General features: G+C 66.5%; 13 protein-coding genes. 8 read left to right on the forward strand and 5 right to left on the reverse strand.

What is annotated here, in order from left to right; translation table 11 throughout:
* Nucleotides 1-41 precede the first annotated feature (41 nt).
* Nucleotides 42-1,016, forward strand: a complete 975-nt coding sequence (locus AC07SQ_RS12505; RefSeq protein WP_495271031.1) for a metallophosphoesterase family protein — start codon at nt 42-44, stop codon at nt 1,014-1,016.
* Here AC07SQ_RS12505 and AC07SQ_RS12510 read toward each other — a convergent pair.
* Entirely contained in the window at nt 985-1,599 is a 615-nt protein-coding gene (locus AC07SQ_RS12510) for a DUF308 domain-containing protein (RefSeq protein WP_495271030.1), read from the reverse strand. The two genes, AC07SQ_RS12505 and AC07SQ_RS12510, sit on opposite strands and share 32 nt — an antisense overlap.
* Before the next feature lie 150 nt (nt 1,600-1,749).
* Here AC07SQ_RS12510 and AC07SQ_RS12515 point away from each other — a divergent pair, with 150 nt between their 5' ends.
* Nucleotides 1,750-3,219 carry an HD domain-containing phosphohydrolase gene (locus tag AC07SQ_RS12515; RefSeq protein ID WP_495271029.1) on the forward strand — a complete coding sequence of 490 codons (1,470 nt, stop codon included), beginning with the start codon at nt 1,750-1,752 and terminating at the stop codon, nt 3,217-3,219.
* A 16-nt stretch (nt 3,220-3,235) separates the two neighbouring features.
* Here the strand turns inward: AC07SQ_RS12515 and AC07SQ_RS12520 are convergent, their stop codons facing one another.
* Entirely contained in the window at nt 3,236-6,781 is a 3,546-nt protein-coding gene (locus AC07SQ_RS12520) for an indolepyruvate ferredoxin oxidoreductase family protein (RefSeq protein ID WP_495271027.1), read from the reverse strand.
* Nucleotides 6,782-7,045: 264 nt separating this feature from the next.
* On the opposite strand from AC07SQ_RS12520, the gene AC07SQ_RS12525 reads away from it, so the two are divergent.
* From AC07SQ_RS12525 to AC07SQ_RS12535, 3 genes are all read left to right on the forward strand, one after another.
* Nucleotides 7,046-7,933, forward strand: a complete 888-nt coding sequence (locus tag AC07SQ_RS12525) for a LysR family transcriptional regulator (protein WP_062472076.1) — start codon at nt 7,046-7,048, stop codon at nt 7,931-7,933.
* 462 nt (nt 7,934-8,395) lie between these two features.
* The gene (locus tag AC07SQ_RS12530) at nt 8,396-8,674 is read left to right on the forward strand and encodes a hypothetical protein (protein ID WP_495271026.1); all 279 of its coding nucleotides are present in this window, start codon (nt 8,396-8,398) and stop codon (nt 8,672-8,674) included.
* Nucleotides 8,675-8,785: 111 nt separating this feature from the next.
* Nucleotides 8,786-10,558, forward strand: coding sequence for a glycosyltransferase (locus tag AC07SQ_RS12535; RefSeq protein WP_495271025.1), 1,773 nt, complete (start codon nt 8,786-8,788; stop codon nt 10,556-10,558).
* 1,919 nt (nt 10,559-12,477) lie between these two features.
* Here AC07SQ_RS12535 and AC07SQ_RS12540 read toward each other — a convergent pair.
* Nucleotides 12,478-12,831, reverse strand: a complete 354-nt coding sequence (locus tag AC07SQ_RS12540) for a hypothetical protein (protein ID WP_492728999.1) — start codon at nt 12,829-12,831, stop codon at nt 12,478-12,480.
* A 144-nt stretch (nt 12,832-12,975) separates the two neighbouring features.
* Here AC07SQ_RS12540 and AC07SQ_RS12545 point away from each other — a divergent pair, with 144 nt between their 5' ends.
* On the forward strand, nt 12,976-13,209 hold the full coding sequence (locus AC07SQ_RS12545) for an ATP-binding protein (protein WP_095744159.1): 234 nt from the start codon (nt 12,976-12,978) through the stop codon (nt 13,207-13,209).
* A gap of 129 nt (nt 13,210-13,338) precedes the next feature.
* Here the strand turns inward: AC07SQ_RS12545 and AC07SQ_RS12550 are convergent, their stop codons facing one another.
* Nucleotides 13,339-13,719 (reverse strand): cupin domain-containing protein, encoded by a 381-nt coding sequence (locus tag AC07SQ_RS12550; protein WP_307590715.1) that lies wholly within the window; start codon nt 13,717-13,719, stop codon nt 13,339-13,341.
* 168 nt (nt 13,720-13,887) lie between these two features.
* Nucleotides 13,888-15,591: a phospholipase D-like domain-containing protein gene (locus AC07SQ_RS12555; RefSeq protein ID WP_495271024.1), complete on the reverse strand. Its 1,704-nt coding sequence runs from the start codon at nt 15,589-15,591 to the stop codon at nt 13,888-13,890.
* 208 nt (nt 15,592-15,799) lie between these two features.
* Between AC07SQ_RS12555 and AC07SQ_RS12560 the strand changes: the two genes are divergently transcribed.
* Complete coding sequence (locus AC07SQ_RS12560; RefSeq protein WP_062472054.1) at nt 15,800-16,483, forward strand: response regulator; 684 nt, start codon at nt 15,800-15,802, stop codon at nt 16,481-16,483.
* A 2-nt stretch (nt 16,484-16,485) separates the two neighbouring features.
* A complete protein-coding gene (locus tag AC07SQ_RS12565; RefSeq protein WP_495271232.1) occupies nt 16,486-18,255 on the forward strand; it encodes a hybrid sensor histidine kinase/response regulator in 1,770 nt (589 codons plus the stop codon).
* The last annotated feature ends 29 nt before the right edge of the window (nt 18,256-18,284 follow it).

The following is an 18,284-nucleotide window of genomic DNA, read 5'->3' on the forward strand; positions in this document are numbered from 1 at the left end:
CGGCTCCTAGCATCCGCGCACCCACAACGAGGAGCCTCCCGATGAAGATCGCCTTTACTTCCTGCTTCAGTGCCCAGACCTTCAAAGAACAACCTGTCTGGACCCAGGTGGGCGCGTCCGGCGCCACGCACCTGGTGCTGCTGGGCGACTCGGCCTACTACGACGCGGACGGCTCCAGCATGGGCGCGGTCAAGGCCATGGGCGCGAACGACTTCGCGATCCACGCCTTCGGCCGGCTGCGCGACCAGCTGAACCAGAAGGAGTTCGCCAAGCTCGTGCGCAAGACCGACCTGCAGATTCATCCGATCTGGGACGACCACGACTTTCTGTGGAACGGCGCCTGCGGCGCGCAGATCGAGGGACAGCCGTCCTACCGGCATTTGCTGGACCCGACCCGCGCGGCGTTTCAGGAATACCGCAAGGCGCTGGATTCGAACGATCCGAAGACCTTTCCCAAGGCCGGCGATCCCTGGGCATCGGGCGTTCCCGAACCCGGCTACCGGCCCCTCATGCTGAGCAATGTCGGCGATGCGGATGGCCCGGTGATGCTGCACCTCACCGACGGCCGCAGCTACAAGACCAAGGGCGGCGAGGACGCCGTGCTCGGCAAGAAGCAGATGAACAAGCTGAAGAAGGCCATCGAAGACTCGGACGAGAAGACCGTGCACCTGATCGCCAGCGGCCTCACCTTCGAAGCCCGCCACGGCGAGACCTGGATGGATTGCGCGGCCGAGCACGCCGCGATCCTCAAGCTCGCGGAGAAGCGCCGCATCCTCATCCTCAGCGGCGACGTGCACGAGAACCGCTTCGCCGTGCCGTGGCCGGCGGGCCCCTGGAGCCTGTTCGAAGCCACGTCCTCCGGCGCCGCGCTGCGCACGGCCGTCACCGTCGGTGCGCTGCAGCGCAACTGGGGGCTGGTCGACATCACGAAGGACCAGGTGAAGATCGAGCTGTCGCAGCTGAACATGGACACGCGCCGCCGCGTCATCGACCGCCAGAAGTGGAAGATGCTGTAGGCGTGGCGGTGAGCGGGTTCACGGGCCGCTCCTGCGGCTTGCGAAGCAGGATCACGAGTCCGGAGATCAGGAAGTACACCGCGCCCACCGTCGCATAGCCCGCGAGCGTCTGCAGGACCGGGGCATCGGTGCCTTGCCGTGCGACGAAGAGGCCGCCGGCCAGCGCAGACTGCGCGCCGCTCAGCATCATCACCCACTGCCCCCGATGGCTCTTTCGGCGGCGAACGGCCGTCGCCAGCTGCAGCAGGCCCGACACGATGGCCCAGGCGCCGAAGATGGCCAGGCCGATCTGGAGCCCGAGCACCAGGGAGGCCACAACGGCCGCGGTGACCAGTGCGCTGATCCACGCGTTCAGCATCTGGCTGGGGTTGGCCCGGGGGCCGCCCGTCATCCGGGCGTCCACCAGGTTCGCCAGCGCGTCCCACGCCGGATAGACGACCAGCAGGATCGCCGTCAGCGCCGGCGACTGCCTGGCGACGGTGAAGGCCAGCGCAACCCACACGAAGGAAAAGGCCGCGCGGGTGAGGTAGAGCTTGCGCAGCCAGGCGGCCGGCTGCAGAGGGGGTTGGATGATGTCGGACATGAAAGGGGGGAGGTAGGAGGAGGGGGCGCGCCTCGCACGAGGCGGGTGCAACGATTCTTCTGCGTTCCCCCGGACCACGGTATCGGTCGAATGACCGACACGCGCCGAACCGACGGCTGTGCGATGCTGTGCGCTCGCCCCCGCGATCCCATGCCCGAAGACACCACCCTCACCGCTTTCGACGCGGCCCGCGCGCTCGCCTTCATCGGCGACCTGAGCATGGGCCAGCCCATCGACCATTCGCTGCGCACCGCCTGGCTGGCCGGCATGATCGCGGCGCAGGCCGGCTGCAACGCGGCGCAGGCCGAGGTCGCGCAACACGTGGCGCTGCTGCGCTGGTCGGGCTGCACGGCGAACGCGCAGGAGTTCGCGGACTTCCTGGAAGACGACGTGCTGGGCCGGCGAGCCCTTCTGGCCTCCGCGCAACCGCGCCTGCGCCAACCCCACCAGGCGTCCATTCCCGGGGCCGTCGTGGCGATGGCCCAGATCCATTGCGAGATTGCCGGCGACATCGCGAACATGCTCGGCCTGGGGCCCGAGGCCGAAGCCGCGCTGCGCGCCGTCTTCGAGGCCTACGACGGCAGCGGCGTCCCCGGCCTGCTGCAGGGCGAGGGCGTGCCGCTGGCCACCTACGTCGTGGCCCTGGCGAGCGACCTCGAAATCTTCTGCCGTCTCTACGGGCTCGACGAAGCCCTCACGCTCGCGCGGGGGCGCGCCGACAGCCTCTACCCCGGTTTCCTGGTCGGTGCCTGCGCACCGCACGCTGCGGCATGGATGACGCGGCTGGATGCGTCGCCCGCGCCGTGGGCCGATGCCGCCGATCCGCCGGTGTCGATGCGCCGGCGCGTCGGGCTGGAACTCGTCGGCGACGTGAGCGACCTCAAGCTGCCCTGGATGACGGGCTACTCGCGGCGCGTGGCCCGGCTGGCGCGCGACTGTGGCGCCCAGCTGGGCATGAGCGAAGCGATGTGCCATCGCATCCACCGGGCCGGCCTGATCCACGGCATCGGGCGGGCCGCGGTGCCCAACGCCATCTGGAATGCGCCCGAGCCGCTGCCGGCCGCGTCGATGGAGCGCCTGCGGCTCGTGCCGTACTGGACGTCCCGCGCGGCGGGGCAGATCGACGGTCTCGCGGCAGAAGCGGAGATCGCCTCGTTCGCCTTCGAGCGGCGCGATGGCTCCGGCTACTTCCGTGGCCGCTCCGGCGCGTCGATGCCGCTCGAAGGGCAGGTCGTCGCGGCGGCCGAGCAGTGGGTGTCGCACCGCACCCGCCGCCCGTGGCGACCCGAACTGACCGACGCCCAGGCGCGCGATCGCATGCAGGCGGACGCCGAGGCCGGCCGCTTCGATGCGGAGGTTGTCGGCGCACTGCTCGCCTGCGCGATCTCGGGCACGCCTGCGAAGCCCGCGATGCCTGCGCAGGACGATGCGTCACTGTCCCAGCGCGAGCTGGACGTCCTGCGCTGCATCAGCCAGGGCGACAACACGAAGCAGGTCGCGCGTGCGCTGGGCATCAGTGCGAGCACGGTGCGCACGCACGTCGAACGCGTGTTTCGCAAACTCGGTTGCTCGACCCGCGCGGCCGCCACGCTGAAGGCCTCTGCCAGAGGCCTGCTGTAGCGGGCCGCGCTATCGTTCAAGCCGCCACTGGTTCTGCTCGGGCGGCCCGTGCAGGCGCTCCAGCATCGAGCTGCCCGCGCAGCATCTCCCACCGCACGCGCGCCGACACGATGCTTTCTTCCTTCACATGCCCGAAGCCGCGGATCTGTTCCGGCAGGCGTGCCAGCGACAGCGCGGTGTCGAAGTCGATGCGCTCGAAGCGCGCGAGCAGGTCTTCGACCATCGCGCGGTAGTCGGCCACGAGCTGGCGCTCCATGCGGCGCTCGGCGGTGCGGCCGAACGGATCGAGCGCCGTGCCGCGCAGGCCGCGCAGCTTCGCGAGCACGCGGAAGGCACCGAGCATCCACGGGCCGAAGCTGGTCTTCACCGCGCGGCCTTCGGCGTCGCGCCGGCCCAGCACCGGCGGTGCCAGGTGAAAGCGCAGCACCGGCTTGCCTTCGAACTGCTCGCCCAACTTCTCCATGAAGCGCGGGTCGGCATACAGGCGCGCCACCTCGTACTCGTCCTTGTAGGCCATGAGCTTGAACAGGCCCGAGGCCACGGCCTTGGCGAGCACCGTGCTGCCGCGCGTGCGCCGTTCGGCGTCGCGCACGCGTTCGACGAGGTCCGCGTAGCTGCGCGCATAGGCCGCGTTCTGGTAGGCCGTGAGGAACGCGGTGCGGTCGGCCACCAGCGCCTCGAAGCTCTGGGGCTTTTGCAGCGACACCACCTGCGCCGGCGCGGCCTGGCGCGTGACGGCCGCGAGGTCAAGCGCCGCCTTGCGGCCCCAGCGGAACGCAGCCTGGTTGGCCTTCACGGCCACGCCGTTGATCTCGATGGCCTTGTCGAGCGCCTGCGCCGACAGCGGCACAAACCCTTTCTGGAACGCGAAGCCCAGCAGGAACAGGTTGGCCGCGATGGCGTCGCCCATGAGGCGCGTGGCCAGTTGCGTGGCGTCGATGAAGTCGGCGCGGCCTTCCACCGATTCCTCGATGAGCGCACGCACCTGCGCGGCCGGGAACTGCCAGTCAGGCTGCTGCGCGAAATGCCCGGTCGGCTGCTCGAAGGTATTGACCAGCGCATAGGTGCGGCCCGGCCGCATGCGCGCAATGGCGTCGGGCGCGCCGGCCGTGAGCATGTCGCAGCCCAGGATCAGGTCGGCCTCGCCGGTGGGAATGCGCTGCGCCTTCAGCTGCGCCGCGTCGCGCGCGATGCGCACGTGCGACGTGACCGAGCCGTTCTTCTGCGACATGCCCGTCATGTCGAGCACGCTCACGCCCTTGCCTTCGAGGTGCGCCGCCATGCCGATCAGCGCGCCGATGGTGATCACGCCCGTGCCGCCGATGCCGGTGATCAGGATGTTGTGCATGCCTTCGAGCGCGAGCGGCACCGGCGCGGGCAGAGCAGGTTCTTCGGCGGCCTTCACGGCCACGGGCGCGTGCTTGCGCGGCTTCACGCCTTCGACCGTCACGAAGCTCGGGCAGAAGCCCTTGATGCACGACTCGTCGGCGTTGCACGCGCTCTGGTCCACGCTGCGCTTCAGGCCCAGGTCGGTTTGCTTCGGTAGCAGGGCGGTGCAGTTCGACTGCTCGCCGCAGTCGCCGCAGCCTTCGCACACCGCGTCGTTGATGAACACGCGCCGCGCGGCGGGCGGGAACTCGCCCTTCTTGCGGCGGCGGCGCTTCTCGGCCGCGCACACCTGGTCGTAGATCAGCACCGACACGCCTTCGAAGCCGCGCAGCTCGCGCTGCACCGCGTCCATGTCGTCGCGGTGGTGCACGCTCAGCGCAAAGAGGCCGTCGCGGTCGGGCGGCAGCAGGCTGCGGTCGGCCCAGCGCGTCGGGTCCTCGGCCACCAGCGCGATGCGCTTCACGCCTTCGGCCGCCACCTGGTGCGCGATGCGCGGCACGGTGATCGGCCCGTCGACCGGCTGCCCGCCCGTCATCGCGACCGCGTCGTTGTAGAGGATCTTGTAGGTGATGTTCACGCCCGCCGCCACGGCCGCGCGAATCGCCAGCGAACCCGAGTGGTAGTAGGTGCCGTCGCCGAGGTTCGCGAACACGTGCTTGCGCTTGGAGAACCACGCCTGCCCGAGCCAGGGCGCGCCTTCGCCGCCCATGTGCGTGGTGGTGCGGTTGTGCTCGGGGTAGATGGCGGTGGCCATCACATGGCAGCCGATGCCCGCGAGCGCCAGGCTGCCTTCGGGCACCTTGGTCGAGGTGTTGTGCGGGCAGCCCGCGCAGTACCAGGCCGGGCGCGAGGGCGTGGCCACGGCCTTGCCGAGCACCACGTCTTTCGCGTCGAGGATCGCCAGCCGCATGCGGATGCGGTCGCTGGTGTGAAAGCGTGCCACGCGCCCCGCGATGACGCGCGCGATCTGCGCCACCGAGAAGTCGGCCGTGGCCGGCAGCAGCCACTGGCCGCGCGGGTGCGCGCCCCATTCGCCCTGCTCGTCGAACTTGCCGATCACGCGCGGGCGCACGTTCTCGCGCCAGTTGTACAGGTGCTCCTTGAGTTGGTACTCGACGATCTGGCGCTTCTCTTCGACCACCAGGATTTCTTCGAGCCCGTCGGCAAACTCGCGGATCGAGTCGGGCTCCAGCGGCCAGGACATCGACACCTTGAACAGCCGGATGCCGATGCGCGCGGCCTCGTCGGCGTCGATGCCCAGTTCTTCCAGCGCTTCGAGCACGTCGCGGTACGACTTGCCCGAGGCCACGATGCCCAGCCGCGCCTGCGGCGAATCGATGGTCACGCGGTTCAGGCGGTTCTCGCGCGCGTAGGCGATGGCGGCGTAGATCTTGTAGTCCTGCATCAGCGCTTCCTGCTTGCGCGCCTGCACGCCGAGCGTGTCGGTCGACAGCCGCGCATGCACGCCGCCGGGCGGGAACGCGAAGTCTTTCGGCAGGCGCGTGTGCACGTCGAGCGCGCCCGCGGCAATGGAGCCCGACGACTCCACCGTGTCCGCCAGCGCCTTGAAGCCCACCGGCAGGCCGGCAAAGCGCGACATCGCAAAGCCGTGCAGGCCCAGCTCGATGTACTCCTCCACGCTCTGCGGGTAGAGCATGGGGATCATCGAGGCGGCGAACAGGTGGTCGCTCTGGTTGGGCAGGGTGGACGACGACGCGCCGTGGTCGTCGCCCGCCACCAGCAGGATGCCGCCCTGGGGCGAGGTGCCCGCGTGGCTCATGTGCTTGAACACGTCGCCGCAGCGGTCCACGCCGGGCGCCTTGCCGTACCACATGGCGAACACGCCATCGACCGCGCTCTCGCCGGTCAGGTGCACCTGCTGCGTGCCCCACACGGCGGTGGCGGCCAGCTCCTCGTTCACGCCGGGCAAAAATTTGACGGCGTTGGCTTCGAGCTGCGGCTGGGCTTTCCACAGCGCTTCGTCCAGGCCGCCGAGCGGCGAGCCGCGGTAGCCCGAGACAAAGCCCGCGGTGTTCAGGCCGGCCTGCTGGTCGCGCCATTTCTGCACGAGCATGAGGCGCACCAGCGCCTGGATGCCGCTCAGGTAGATCCGGCCTTCGGTGGCCGTGTATTTGTCGTCCAGCGCAACGCTGGCGAGTTCGTGGGTTGCCATGAGAAAAAAAGACTCCGGGTAGGACTCGTGGAATGCGGGCGTGGCCCCGGTAGAGGGCCGGCCCGCGAAACGCCTCGCCGGGGTTGCCGCCGAGACAGCGACGATTCTTTCGCACCCCGGCCCGAAAGTGCTTCTTCGTTTCGACGGGGAAACCCGCATTCCGGAAGAACCATCGCCGCCGCCGTCGATTCGCCGAAAGGCCTTCGGCCACGCGTCCACAACCGCGCAGGCCCGACAATGTCCGCCCGATCGACCGAGGACCCGATGAGACCCGACCTGGATTCGCTGGCGCTGTTCCTGCGCGCCATTGAGCACGGCAGCCTGTCCAAGGCGGCCGCCGAGAGCCACATGGTGCTGTCGGCCGCGAGCCGGCGCCTGGCCATCCTCGAGAGCCAGCTCGGCGTGGGGCTGCTCAACCGCACCTCGAAGGGCGTGACGCCCACGGGCGCGGGCGAGTCGCTGGCCATGCATGCGCGCCAGATCCTGCGCGACGTGGACCGCATGCGCGCCGACCTGTCGGACTACGCGCAGGGCGCCACCGGCCGCGTGCGGCTGCATGCCAACGCGTCGGCGATGGGCCAGTTCCTGCCCGACGACGTGGCGAGCTTTCGGCTGCGCTACCCCGAGATCCGCGTGAGCGTGGAAGAGCACCGCAGCGTCTACATCGTGCAAGCGATTCGCGACCGCCAGGCCGACGTGGGCGTGATCACCAGCGAGGCGGTCGACCCGGCGCTGCACTTCATTCCGTACCGCACCGACCGGCTCGTGGCCATCGTGCGCCAGAAGCACCCGTGGCGCGGGCGCGAGGTGTCGTTCGAAGAACTGCTCGACTTCGATTTCGTGGGGCTCGAAGACGACTCGGCCATCTCCCGCACCATGGAAGACGCCGCGATGAGCGCGCGCAAGGTGCTGCGCCTGCGCGTGCGCGTGAAGAGCTTCGAGGCCGTGTGCCGGATGATCGAAGCGGGGATGGGCGTGGGCATCCTGCCCGAGGGGGCGGCGGTGACTTACCGCAAGGAGATGAAGCTGCGCTTCATCAACCTCACCGATGCGTGGGCGTCACGCCGGATGTACCTGTGTACGCGGCAGGAGGCGTTGAGTTTTCCGCAGCGTCGGTTGGTGGATCATCTGCTGGCGCGAGGGATGCCCTGAGCGTCATTCGGGGCGACGCTCCCGCCGATGGGGCACCTTGCTCCGCGAATGTCCCCCGGCCTTCGGCCTCCTCCTTGATTTCGCTGCGCAAGGCACTCCATCGACGTGAGCGTGTTCAGCGCTGCTGCGGATTGGCACGGCGCTCGTAAGGCCCGCGTGCGGCGCATTGCGGAAGCTGCATTTGTTGGCGCTCGTCGGGACTTCGTGCCGCACGAAAGCGCCACTGCGCTGCGCTCTTCTCTAAAGTAGCTGCCCCTGTCACTCAAAACCCCAACAACGGGACTCGGAAGGCGCTACATACACAGCCGTTGAAATGTTGAAAGGCTGCTTGCCTCGCGGCAGGTTGTCGATGCGAAAGCAGCGATGCAAATGCGAGGTATCAAAAGGCGACGGCCGGGGTGTTACGAGCACCCCGACCGTCTAACCAAAGACGTGCAATCACCTTGGAAGGAACGCACAAAAATGGCTACCAAGACTATAGCCCGGCCTCGCACGCCGGTATCCCCCGCCGGAAGCGCCCACGAAGACCCGGCGAACCTCCTCGAAAACACACTCGCCCAACTCGAAGCCCTGCTGTGGGTCTGCCACGGGGAAGACATCGATTGGTGCAGCGGCGAAGGCCCCCGGCAATTGGACAACCTGCTTTGGCTTGCGGCGGAACTGGCGCGCAAGGCGGGGGAGTTGTTTCAGGCGAGTGAGAAGGCGCGGGGCGGAGCGCTTGAGGATGGCCATCGACGCTGACCTCAACACCGTCGAGATTCCCTGCGAGTCGGGCGTCATCAAGTTCGACTGGACGCGTGTCGCTCCACTCGCCAGCCAGCATCCGCTTGCATTTTCAAAGTTGAATGCGCCATGCAGTCGCAGCCGTTCATGGGCGCACTGGCAGCAGAACTCTGCGTGGAAATGCCAGATCGGCCGGCTTCAAATCCAGTACTTTGTCATTACCCAAAGCCATGGCCAATTCCTAATTCTGTTGTAAGTCAGGTTCTGGTCAGCTATCTTCGGCGCCTTGCCAACGAAGAAGAAAGCGCTGCAGAGATGAAATATGTCGATATTTCGGTCGCTCCAACTGCATCCACAGGCAAGCAAGGAAAAACTCAAGGGGGCGATCTGTTCCAGCAGGTCCGGCCCGCACTCAAGACATCGACGCCCCCTGCAGATGGGGCTGCAGGAAGTCAGAAGTCCTCCCCGACAGAGCGCGTGTTGTTCCTGCAGGAAAACTTGCGTCAGATCGGCAACGGCATTGAGGTCGCAGGCATCCGCCGCGCCCATCTCTTCCACGGCCAGCTCGGCATCACGCCGTGGATACTGACCAGCAATTTCTCTCCTCGCCTGCGTGAGAACGAAGCGAGCTTGAAGGACAAAGGGATGCTGCCTTCGGAAACGAAGGTGCTCAATGTCTACGAATGGCTGGTGGACATGAGCTCTCAGGGCTTGCTGACCCCGCTCGCTTCATCACGGCCATCACGTTCACCAGGCAGTTCATCTTCTGCCAGCGCTGCCAAGCCTTCGCTGCGAAAGGTCAGCCACCCCGCAGCCTGGGATTCGACACAGGTCGGATGTGAAGAGTTCGGGCTGGCGAACGGTCAGATCTTGATGCGAAAGACGTTCAAGTCGGGCCGAAGCGGCGCGGATCTTCAGGCCATCGAGTTGCGCGATGCGCAGGGCACTGCGGTCACCCACGCGACCGAGAGCGATTTTGTCTGCGCAATGATGGCCGCCAATCTGGAGGAAGACGTCACCTGGCACTTCCTCGTGGACAAGAACAAGATGTATCGCAAGCTCCGGCAAAGTACGGCGAGCCACCGGTTTCGCCACACTGTGAGCGCCTTCTTGCACAGCACCCATCGGCTTCCCAATGGGCAACTGAAAACCAGCTATCGGCACCTGTTCGAAGATGCGGACTCCTGCGACAGCCTGATCGTTGCCACGGAGGAGCAACATCGGGACTTGCTCGAGTCCGGTATGCCGGCGACGAAGCTGAACGTGATTCCGCACGCGTTGCCTGGTGTGCCCGAGATCGTGGAATCTGCTTCCTTGCAGGAGAAGCGGGTGATCTATCTGGCGCGCTACACGCCGGAGAAGCAGCATGAACTGCTTTTTCAGGTGTTCGAGCGCGTCCTCAAAAGGGTTCCGGACGCACAGTTGCACACCCACGGCGTGGGCCCTTTGCAAGCGACGCTCCAGGCCCGTGTCGACGCCTCCGGTCTGGCGGGGAGCATCCACATCCACGGCTATGCAAATGATGTTGCAACCCTCTTCAAGGAGTCGAGTCTCGGCGTGATGGCGTCCAACGAGGAGGGGTTCTCGTTGTTTGGATTGGAATGCCTGGCCCACGCACGTCCGTTGGTCGCCTTTTCCGTGAAGTACGGCCCGAAGGATTTGCTGGAAGGCAGGAATGCCGGCATCCTGATTCCCCCCGGGCACGTCGACGCGATGGCCGATGCGATCGTCGCGCTGCTGGAGGACCCCGAGAAAGCCTATGACCTTCGCTTCGGCGCTTTGACGTCCGCGGAGCGCTTCACTGCGGACAAGGTGGCGCAGCGATGGTCAAAATGGTGGGCCGATGTCCGTGAGATCGCACGTCATCGTGAAGCGAACACACTCACAGACGCGAGTTTCTGAGCAGTCGAGGCGCAGCAATCAAGTCTTGATGCGATCGACTCATGACGCTGTCAAGCAGCGGGCTTGAGCCGCGCTGATGAGTGCCTGCTTTGGAGATGCTGGAGTGTCTCTTGTGGGCCCATAGCAGAAGTACGCAAACCCACAAACCAGACGTTCGGTGAAGTGGATTTTTTGTGACACAGCCTAAGCCCTCTGTGTTCTCCGAGCGCGTCGCTCTTCAAAATGGCGTATGACGGATTGGACGTCTACTCGACTCTCGAGAAAAATTTTTGCAAATCCAAACGCGTCCTGCCGAAGCTCCGGCGTGCAAAGGAAGAGTACAAAATCGGCTGCATCCACAGTGGAGGCTTCGCCTATCGTCCTGATTTCTCTCAGCTGATGCTCAGTCAGCATCGAAAAAGACACGATTGAGCGTCCCTCTTCTGGGGTTAGCACACGCCCCAGTCTCAGCTGAACCATCTCCTTGGTGCTCTCATAGAAATCCGGCTGGCTGCTCATAATTTTCTGACCTGTCTTGCAAGGTAAAGCTTGCTTCCGGCGAAGCAACCCTTGGAGAGTGAGAGGCTCGTCATAACCACCGACCGCTCTTGGCCGATTCTTGCTAGTGGTTGCCCAACAAGATGCGGCCGCTGGAGCATTTACCAGACATTTTCTAGGGGTTGAAGATGGCCCGTACCTTTGCCGCGACAACATCGTCCTGTATTTCCTGAAGTAGCACCAAATTTCCTCGGTTTGACGCTACCGCCCAAGCTTCTATCAAGGCAAGCCCGAGAGGGAGGATAGTTCCCCCTGGAGGCTGTGAGCTCATCGCCTCAGCCAGAGTTTTCCCCCTTCGAGGATTGCCCTCCTCCACCGCAAATAGGCGCGGTGAGGCCGCCTGGGAGATAGGAATAAACACGCCGCCACGAAACACTGCGACCGAGTTTCGCTCCACCACATACACAGCTAGTTCTGGTCCAAGGTGGTAGACGCCATCCGCGTCCCTCAGCTGCAAGCCGTACTTGCCTGGGAGCAATCCTTGCTCAACGTCTCGCTGCATCCAGGACTCAGCCTTTCTGACCCAAGAGATTTGCTCCGTGAGGTCTACCACCACTGGGACAGGAGCCGCTTGGAGTCGAGCCGCCTCGACAACTTTCACCGACGCTTGCGCAAAGACGTTGGTATGCAATGCCAAGACGAGCACTGTCACTGCGCTGCAAATACTCCGGTTCATTGGTTAACCTCTTGTGAATGCGAAGAGAGCAATTCTCGAATGCGCCATGTGCACTCGCCTTAGCTTCAAGAAATGGACTGCGGAATTGAAAGTCCGGTTGTGGCCGACTGTAGCCGGTCATGCCGAGGCGTACGTTGAAACACGTCATCTCACGGACATGACACCGCCCCGCGTCGTAGACATTTCAGTTCAACAGCCATCTTTCCTGAGGAAGGCACCTGCGGGCGTCTCCGAGTTTCAGTTGCCCCGATATCTCGAACTCGCACACAACCGGAGTTTTTTCAGGCGCTTGGATATAGACGGACCTCACGTCCCCATCTTCCACTCGAACGCGAGCGAATAGCTGACCATTAGAAAACCAAACGCTCCTACATCCAGAGTACTGAGGCGGAACCGTGCTTGGATATATCAGGAGGGTTGTGCCATGAGTTTCTTGGACTTGAGCGTTGCTTGGTGGTGCACTCAACTCGCAGCTTTGTCTCCCGCCGTTGGGACTGGAGCACGCAACTAACAACAGCGCACCGCAAGCCGCCATGAATGCTCTAAGGAACATGTCTCTCCTTATCTGTTCTTTCGCCGTACTCGTCCACGACACTAGATCCCGCTAAGTCTGCTATCGGGCGAATTGAGCGCCACCAGCGAGCGTCCGGTCTTGGCCGACTGAAGCTGGTTGCAGCCGCTTGCCAGATGCGGGCGTCACCTGCTGCTACTCGGCATCCGCCTCATCGTCACGCTGCCACTGCTCGGTCTGCTCAATGCCAGCTTCACCTTCAACAAGAAAGTGATAGGAATGGTCGAATCTGAAGGCGTTCGATTGCTTCGCTGCTCTCCACGCAAGGGGCGAGTCGGCGTACTCAAAAGGAACATCCTCGGGCCGCGCGAGTTGAGCGGTAGCACGGCGAAATATTTTGCCGGTCACCTGAACATTGAATTCAAGCACCGCTCCCAACGTCCTCGGTTCGTAGTAGTCGCCACAAGCAGCAACCGCATCGGCAAAGTCCGCAAACGGGCGCCTCGCAACAATTTCGCGTTTGTCTTGGAAGACAGAAAGAAAGTACATCTTTGACGCGCAAGATCAGAATCAAGCTCACTGTAGTTGGGGGGCCGCGGCGTTAGTGGAGGGCGTTGGCGAAGGTCCGCTGTTGGCCGACTGGAGCCAGCAGCATGCTACCTTCCGGACCGATACGGCTCGTTGGAATCATAGATGGACGTACATCAGCTTCGCCGCCCGCACCGACCCGGTTGGTTGCCCGTTGTCGACGCCGCGCGTTGCACGGGCTGCGGCTGGTGCGTCGCCGCGTGCGACCTTCACCTTCTCAGTCTCGAAGTCGAGCAATGGAAGAAGTTGTCGACGCTTCAGGACGCGGATCGGTGCACGGGCTGCAGCGATTGCGCAGTGACTTGCCCTTTTCATGCGATCACCATGCGAAAGGGCTGAAACGCCCCCGGCGTCCGGCTCGCCGCCCAGGCACTCCGCAGACCCGGGCGCGTGAGCCGGACGGTCGCGGGTGTCACGCCCCGTTCGACCATCCCGAAGAAGTCTCTTCCCGAGGCCTCTCACCCCGGCTCAGCTTTGGGGCTTCGCGAATTCCTCTGCGCTCATCATCTCCAGGCCAACGAACGGAGCGTTGCCTTCGACCCATGCGTCGTGGCCCGGCGGAATGGTGTACGACATGCCTTCCTCGATGACGGTCTGCGAGCCGTCATTCATTTGCACGGTGACCCGGCCGGAAACCGCGTACCCGACGTGAGCCACCTGGCAACTGTCCGTGCCCACGACCGGCTTGATGCACTTCGACCAGCGCCACCCGGGCTCGAACTTGAAGCGTCCGAGCGTGTAGCCCTCGAGGCGGACCACTTCGACCCGGGTCTTCTCGGGCTCCCGAACCTCATCCGGTTCGTCATGGGATTTCGTCTGAAGCTTGCTGACGTTCATCGGGCTTGCCATCGCGACTCTCCTTGCGACACGAGTGAGCAAACAGTCCGCGGCAGTCTCGTGCCGAACCGCACGTGAACGATGGAATGGTAGTCCCGGGCCACGCGTGCAGTGATCTATTTCTTGCACGAAAGCGCCGCTCTTTCGAAGAGCGTCATGTGGCAGTTTGCGTAAGCCGGGTTACAGAAAATCTTCGTCCACCACCAGCGACAGCACGGACCAGCGCAGTCGTTGGGCCCAGTTCGATTCGGGCTCCCGGTGCAGCACCCAGCGACGTCCGTCGCGCAGGAAGCTCCATTGCAGGCCACCTCGCAGAGGTACCTCGCTCACGGTGAAGCTCGCGGGCATGCGCACGCGCTGGATCAGGTCGGCCAGCTCGCTGGCCAGCGCGGGGCTGTCGACGATCAGGCCCAGTTCGGTGTTGCAGTGCGCCGAGCGCCGGTCCATGTTCATCGACCCCACGTAGAACCAGCGCCGGTCGACCACCGCGAGCTTGGCGTGCAGGCGCCCGAGCGAGCCGCGGCCGCTGTCGGTGTCGCTCCAGGCCGGATGCGCTTCGCTGGCCGGCATCAGCTCATACAGCATGGCGCCCATCTGCAAGAGGGCGCTGCGGTAGCGCGCGTAGCCGTAGTGCACGAGCGGTTCGTCGGTGGTGGCGAGCGAATTGGTCATCAGCGACACGCGCGCGCCCTCGCGGCTCGCATGGCTCAGGGCCTCGATCATGCGGGGCATGGGCACGAAGTAGGGCGAGACGACGAGCACCTCGGAGCGCGCGGTCCGGAACAGGTCGAGGTTCGCGGCCATGACCGCGCCCTCGCGGCCTTGGGGCGCTGCGGCTTCTTCGACGTTGCCGCCGGCATCATCAGCGAAGCGGCCTGGCACCGCCGCGTCCGCAACCACGCGCACCTGCGCAGGCACCAGCGCGACGCGCCCCTGCGCCAGCTGCGTGCCGACCGGGCCGCGTCCCAGCGCATCGGGTTCGTCGGCAGGAGGCATGAAGCGCGCGAGGTCGTGCACCAGCGCGGCGAAGCGTTCGCGCGCAGGAGCCGCTGCCGGGGCGCTGTCGGCTGCGATGGCTTCGAAGGGGTACGACAGCGGTCCGTTCCAGAAGGCATCGAAGCTCGCCGACAGCGCGTGCACCGCCGGCCCGGCCAGCAGCGCGTCCATGTCGATGAAGTTCGCCGGCTTGCTGCGCCCGAAGTACTCGTCGGCGATGTTGCGTCCGCCGGTGATGGCGAAGCTGTTGTCGGCAATGAAGAGCTTGTTGTGCATGCGCCGGTTCACGCGGCCGATCTCGTGCAGCGACAGCAGCACGCGCGTGCGCAGGCCGCCGCTGCGCACCGGCAGCGGGTTGAAGACGCGCACCTCGACGTTGGCGTGCGCGGCCAGCCCGGCCAGCATCTCGTCGTCTCCGCCCGTGTACAGGTCGTCGACCAGCAGGCGCACGCGCACGCCGCGCTGCGCCGCGTCGCGCAGCTCGCGCAGGAACTGCCGCCCCGCGCTGTCCTGGGCCACCACGTAGTACTGTGCGTCGACGGTGTGTTGTGCGGCCTGCGCGAGTGCGATGCGTGCGTCGAAGGCCTGGTCGCCGCCCGGCAGCAGGCGCACGCCGGATGCATCGGGCATCGCGCTGTCCAGTGCCGGCAGCGACGCGGCGGCGATGCGCGCCAGGGGGCTGTCCCCGAGGTCGGTGCGCGCGTGCGACACGACACGGGGTACCTCGCCGGGCAATGCAGCGCAGCCCGCGAGCAGCGAGACGGCGAGCATGGCCGCGGCGCACAGCCAGCGGGCGAGCGCCGCATGCTGCAGCGCCAGGATGCACAAGCGGCACGCAAGGGGCTCCCATGCGGCACGCAGCGCGGCAAGAGATTGAGAGGTGTTCATGGCGGACCTCGGTGCATCGGATGCGAAGTGGCGATCGATGCAGGCAGTTTTCCGCGCGGCGCCCGCCGCAACCATTGCGCGCAGCGCCTAGTCCCCGGCGTGGCCATTCGACTAGGCCTTTGGTGTAGGTGCGCACGCTCGCTTCTTGGGGGGCTTTGCGCTAATCTGCATTCAGGACGGGGAGGGTCACCGTAGACGAGAGGCCTGTATGAAGGTTCTGCTGGTCGATGACCACGAGATCGTCTGGAACGGCACGCGCCTCCTGCTGGAGCGCATGGCCGCCGAGATCGAACCCGGCCGTCCCTTCCATTTCGACGCCGTGCGGGACGCCGAGCAGGCCTGCCAGCGCGACCCCACCGGCATCGATCTGCTGCTGCTCGACTACCACCTGCCCCAACTGTCCGGGCTGGCGGCGCTCAAAGCCGTGAAGGCGCATTTCGAGGCCACGCCCGTGTGCATGCAGTCGGCGGAAAGCTCGCCGCAGCGCGTGCGCGAGGTCATCGAGGCCGGCGCGGCCGGCTTCATCCCCAAGTCGTACCGGCTCGAGGACATGGAGGCCGCCCTGCGCGTGGTGTTGCGCCACAAGATCTACCTGCCGGCCGAGTTCGTGCTGGCCGACGACGTGACCCGCGCGCGCGACCCCGACGAGCTGCCGCGCGAGGACCTCGCCGGCTTCCTGCGCGTCGAGCTGTCGCCGCGCCAGCGCGAGGTGCTGGCGCTGGCGATGCGGGGCATGCCGGTCAAGCTGATCGCGCGCCAGCTGCTGATTGCCGAGGGCACCGTGAAGGTGCACCTGTCGATGGTCTACCGGGCGCTGGGCGCGCGCAACCGCACCGATGCCATGTGCCGCGTCTTCGACGCGCAGGCGGCATGGGCGCTCGAGGCTGCGTGAGCATGCCGGCCGCGCTGGACGAACTGGACGAGCGGCGCCTGCAGGTGGTCGCCGAGCAGGCCGTGGGCTTGCGCTGGCAGATCCTGCTCACCGCCGTCGTCGTCGCGGCCATCGTCTGGCGCGACGTGCCGACGCCCTGGGTGCTCGGCTGGTTCGCGGCGGTGATCGCCAGCCGCGAGTGGCGCGCCGCCGCGCTCGCGCGCATGGCCGCCGACCGCGCCCGCCCCATCGCCGCGCGGCTGCGCGCCACCGTGCACTGGAACGTGCTGATCGGCGCCTGCAACGGCTCCGCGGCGCTGTTCATGGCCCGGCTCGACCCGACGCTGGACGCGGTCCTCACGATGATTCTGGTGTCCTGGGGCGCGGGCGCCGTGTCGACCAGCGCGACCGTGATGCCCGCCTTCCTGGCCTACGCAGGGCTGCTCTTCGTGCCCACGGCCGCCATGTGGCTGGTGGCCGGCGGCTGGCTCGGCGGGGGCGTGGCCGCGCTGGTGCTGATGTTCTTCGGCGTGCAGACGCGTTTTGCCCGGCGCAACCTGCAGACCTTCGAGGAGTCGTTCGGCATCCGCGCCGAGAACCAGGCGCTGGCCACCTCGCTGGAGTTCGAGCGCGCGCAGCTGGCCATCGCGCGCGACCAGGCGGTGCGCGCCAACAACGACAAGAGCCGCTTCCTGGCCGGCGCCAGCCACGACCTGCGCCAGCCCCTGCAGGCGATGGCGCTCAACGTAGGGGCGCTGCGCCACGTGGCGATGGCGTCCGATGCGCGCGCGATCGTCGAGGTGGTCGACAGCAGCCTGGAGCAGCTGCGCGCCATGCTCGATGCGCTGCTCGACGTCTCGAAACTCGACGCCGGCGTGGTGGTGGCCCAGCCGCAGCGCGTGCAGATCGACCGGCTGTTGACCGCCGTGATGGCCAGCTTCGGCGCCGCGGCGGCGGCGCGCCGGGTCGGTCTGCACACCGACTGTCCGCCCAGCCTGGCGGTGCGCACCGACCCCGACCTGCTGCGCCGCATGCTGGCCAACCTCGTGGACAACGCGATCAAGTTCTCGCCCGCGGGCGGGCAGGTCGAGGTGCGGGTCCGCACGCAGGACCCATTGGATGCATCGGACGCCGAGGTCGAGCTGACCGTGCAGGACAGCGGCCCCGGCATCGCACCCGAGAACCACCGGCTCGTGTTCGAGGACCTGGTGCAGCTCCAGGCGTCGGGCTCCGGCACCACGCCTGCCGCGGGGCACGGCCTGGGCCTGGGCATCGTGCGGCGCATGGCCGAGCTGCTGGACGTGCCGGTCGAGCTCGAGTCCCGCCTCGGCGCGGGCGCCTGCTTTCGCCTGCGGCTGCCGCGCGCCGCGCCTGTCGGTGCCGACGGCTCCGGGGGGGAGGGCGCCGACGCGACGTGGAGCCTGGCCGGGCGCTGCGTGCTGGTGCTGGAGGACGATCCGATGGTGCGCGGCGCCTACCTCAACGCGCTGGGCGCGATGGGCTGCCGCGTGCTGTCCGCCGCCACGCTCGACGAGGCGCTGGCGCAGGTCGACGAGCCCGATGCGGTGGTGCTCGACTGCCGGCTCGGCGGCGGCGTCTCGGGCTTCGATGCCGCCGGGCGCCTGCGCGCGCAGCGCTCCGCACAGCCGGCGCTGCCCATCGTCATGGTCACGGCCGACACCGACCCGGCGGTGGTCGAGGCGGCGCGGCGTCAGGCGCTGCCGCTGCTGCGCAAACCTGTCGACGACCAGACGCTCGGCCGCGCGCTGGCCGCGGCCATCGAGCATTCCTGAATCCGCGATCCATTCCGCGAGGAGCCGAA

This window comes from Variovorax sp. GW821-FHT06D12 (assembly GCF_059419205.1).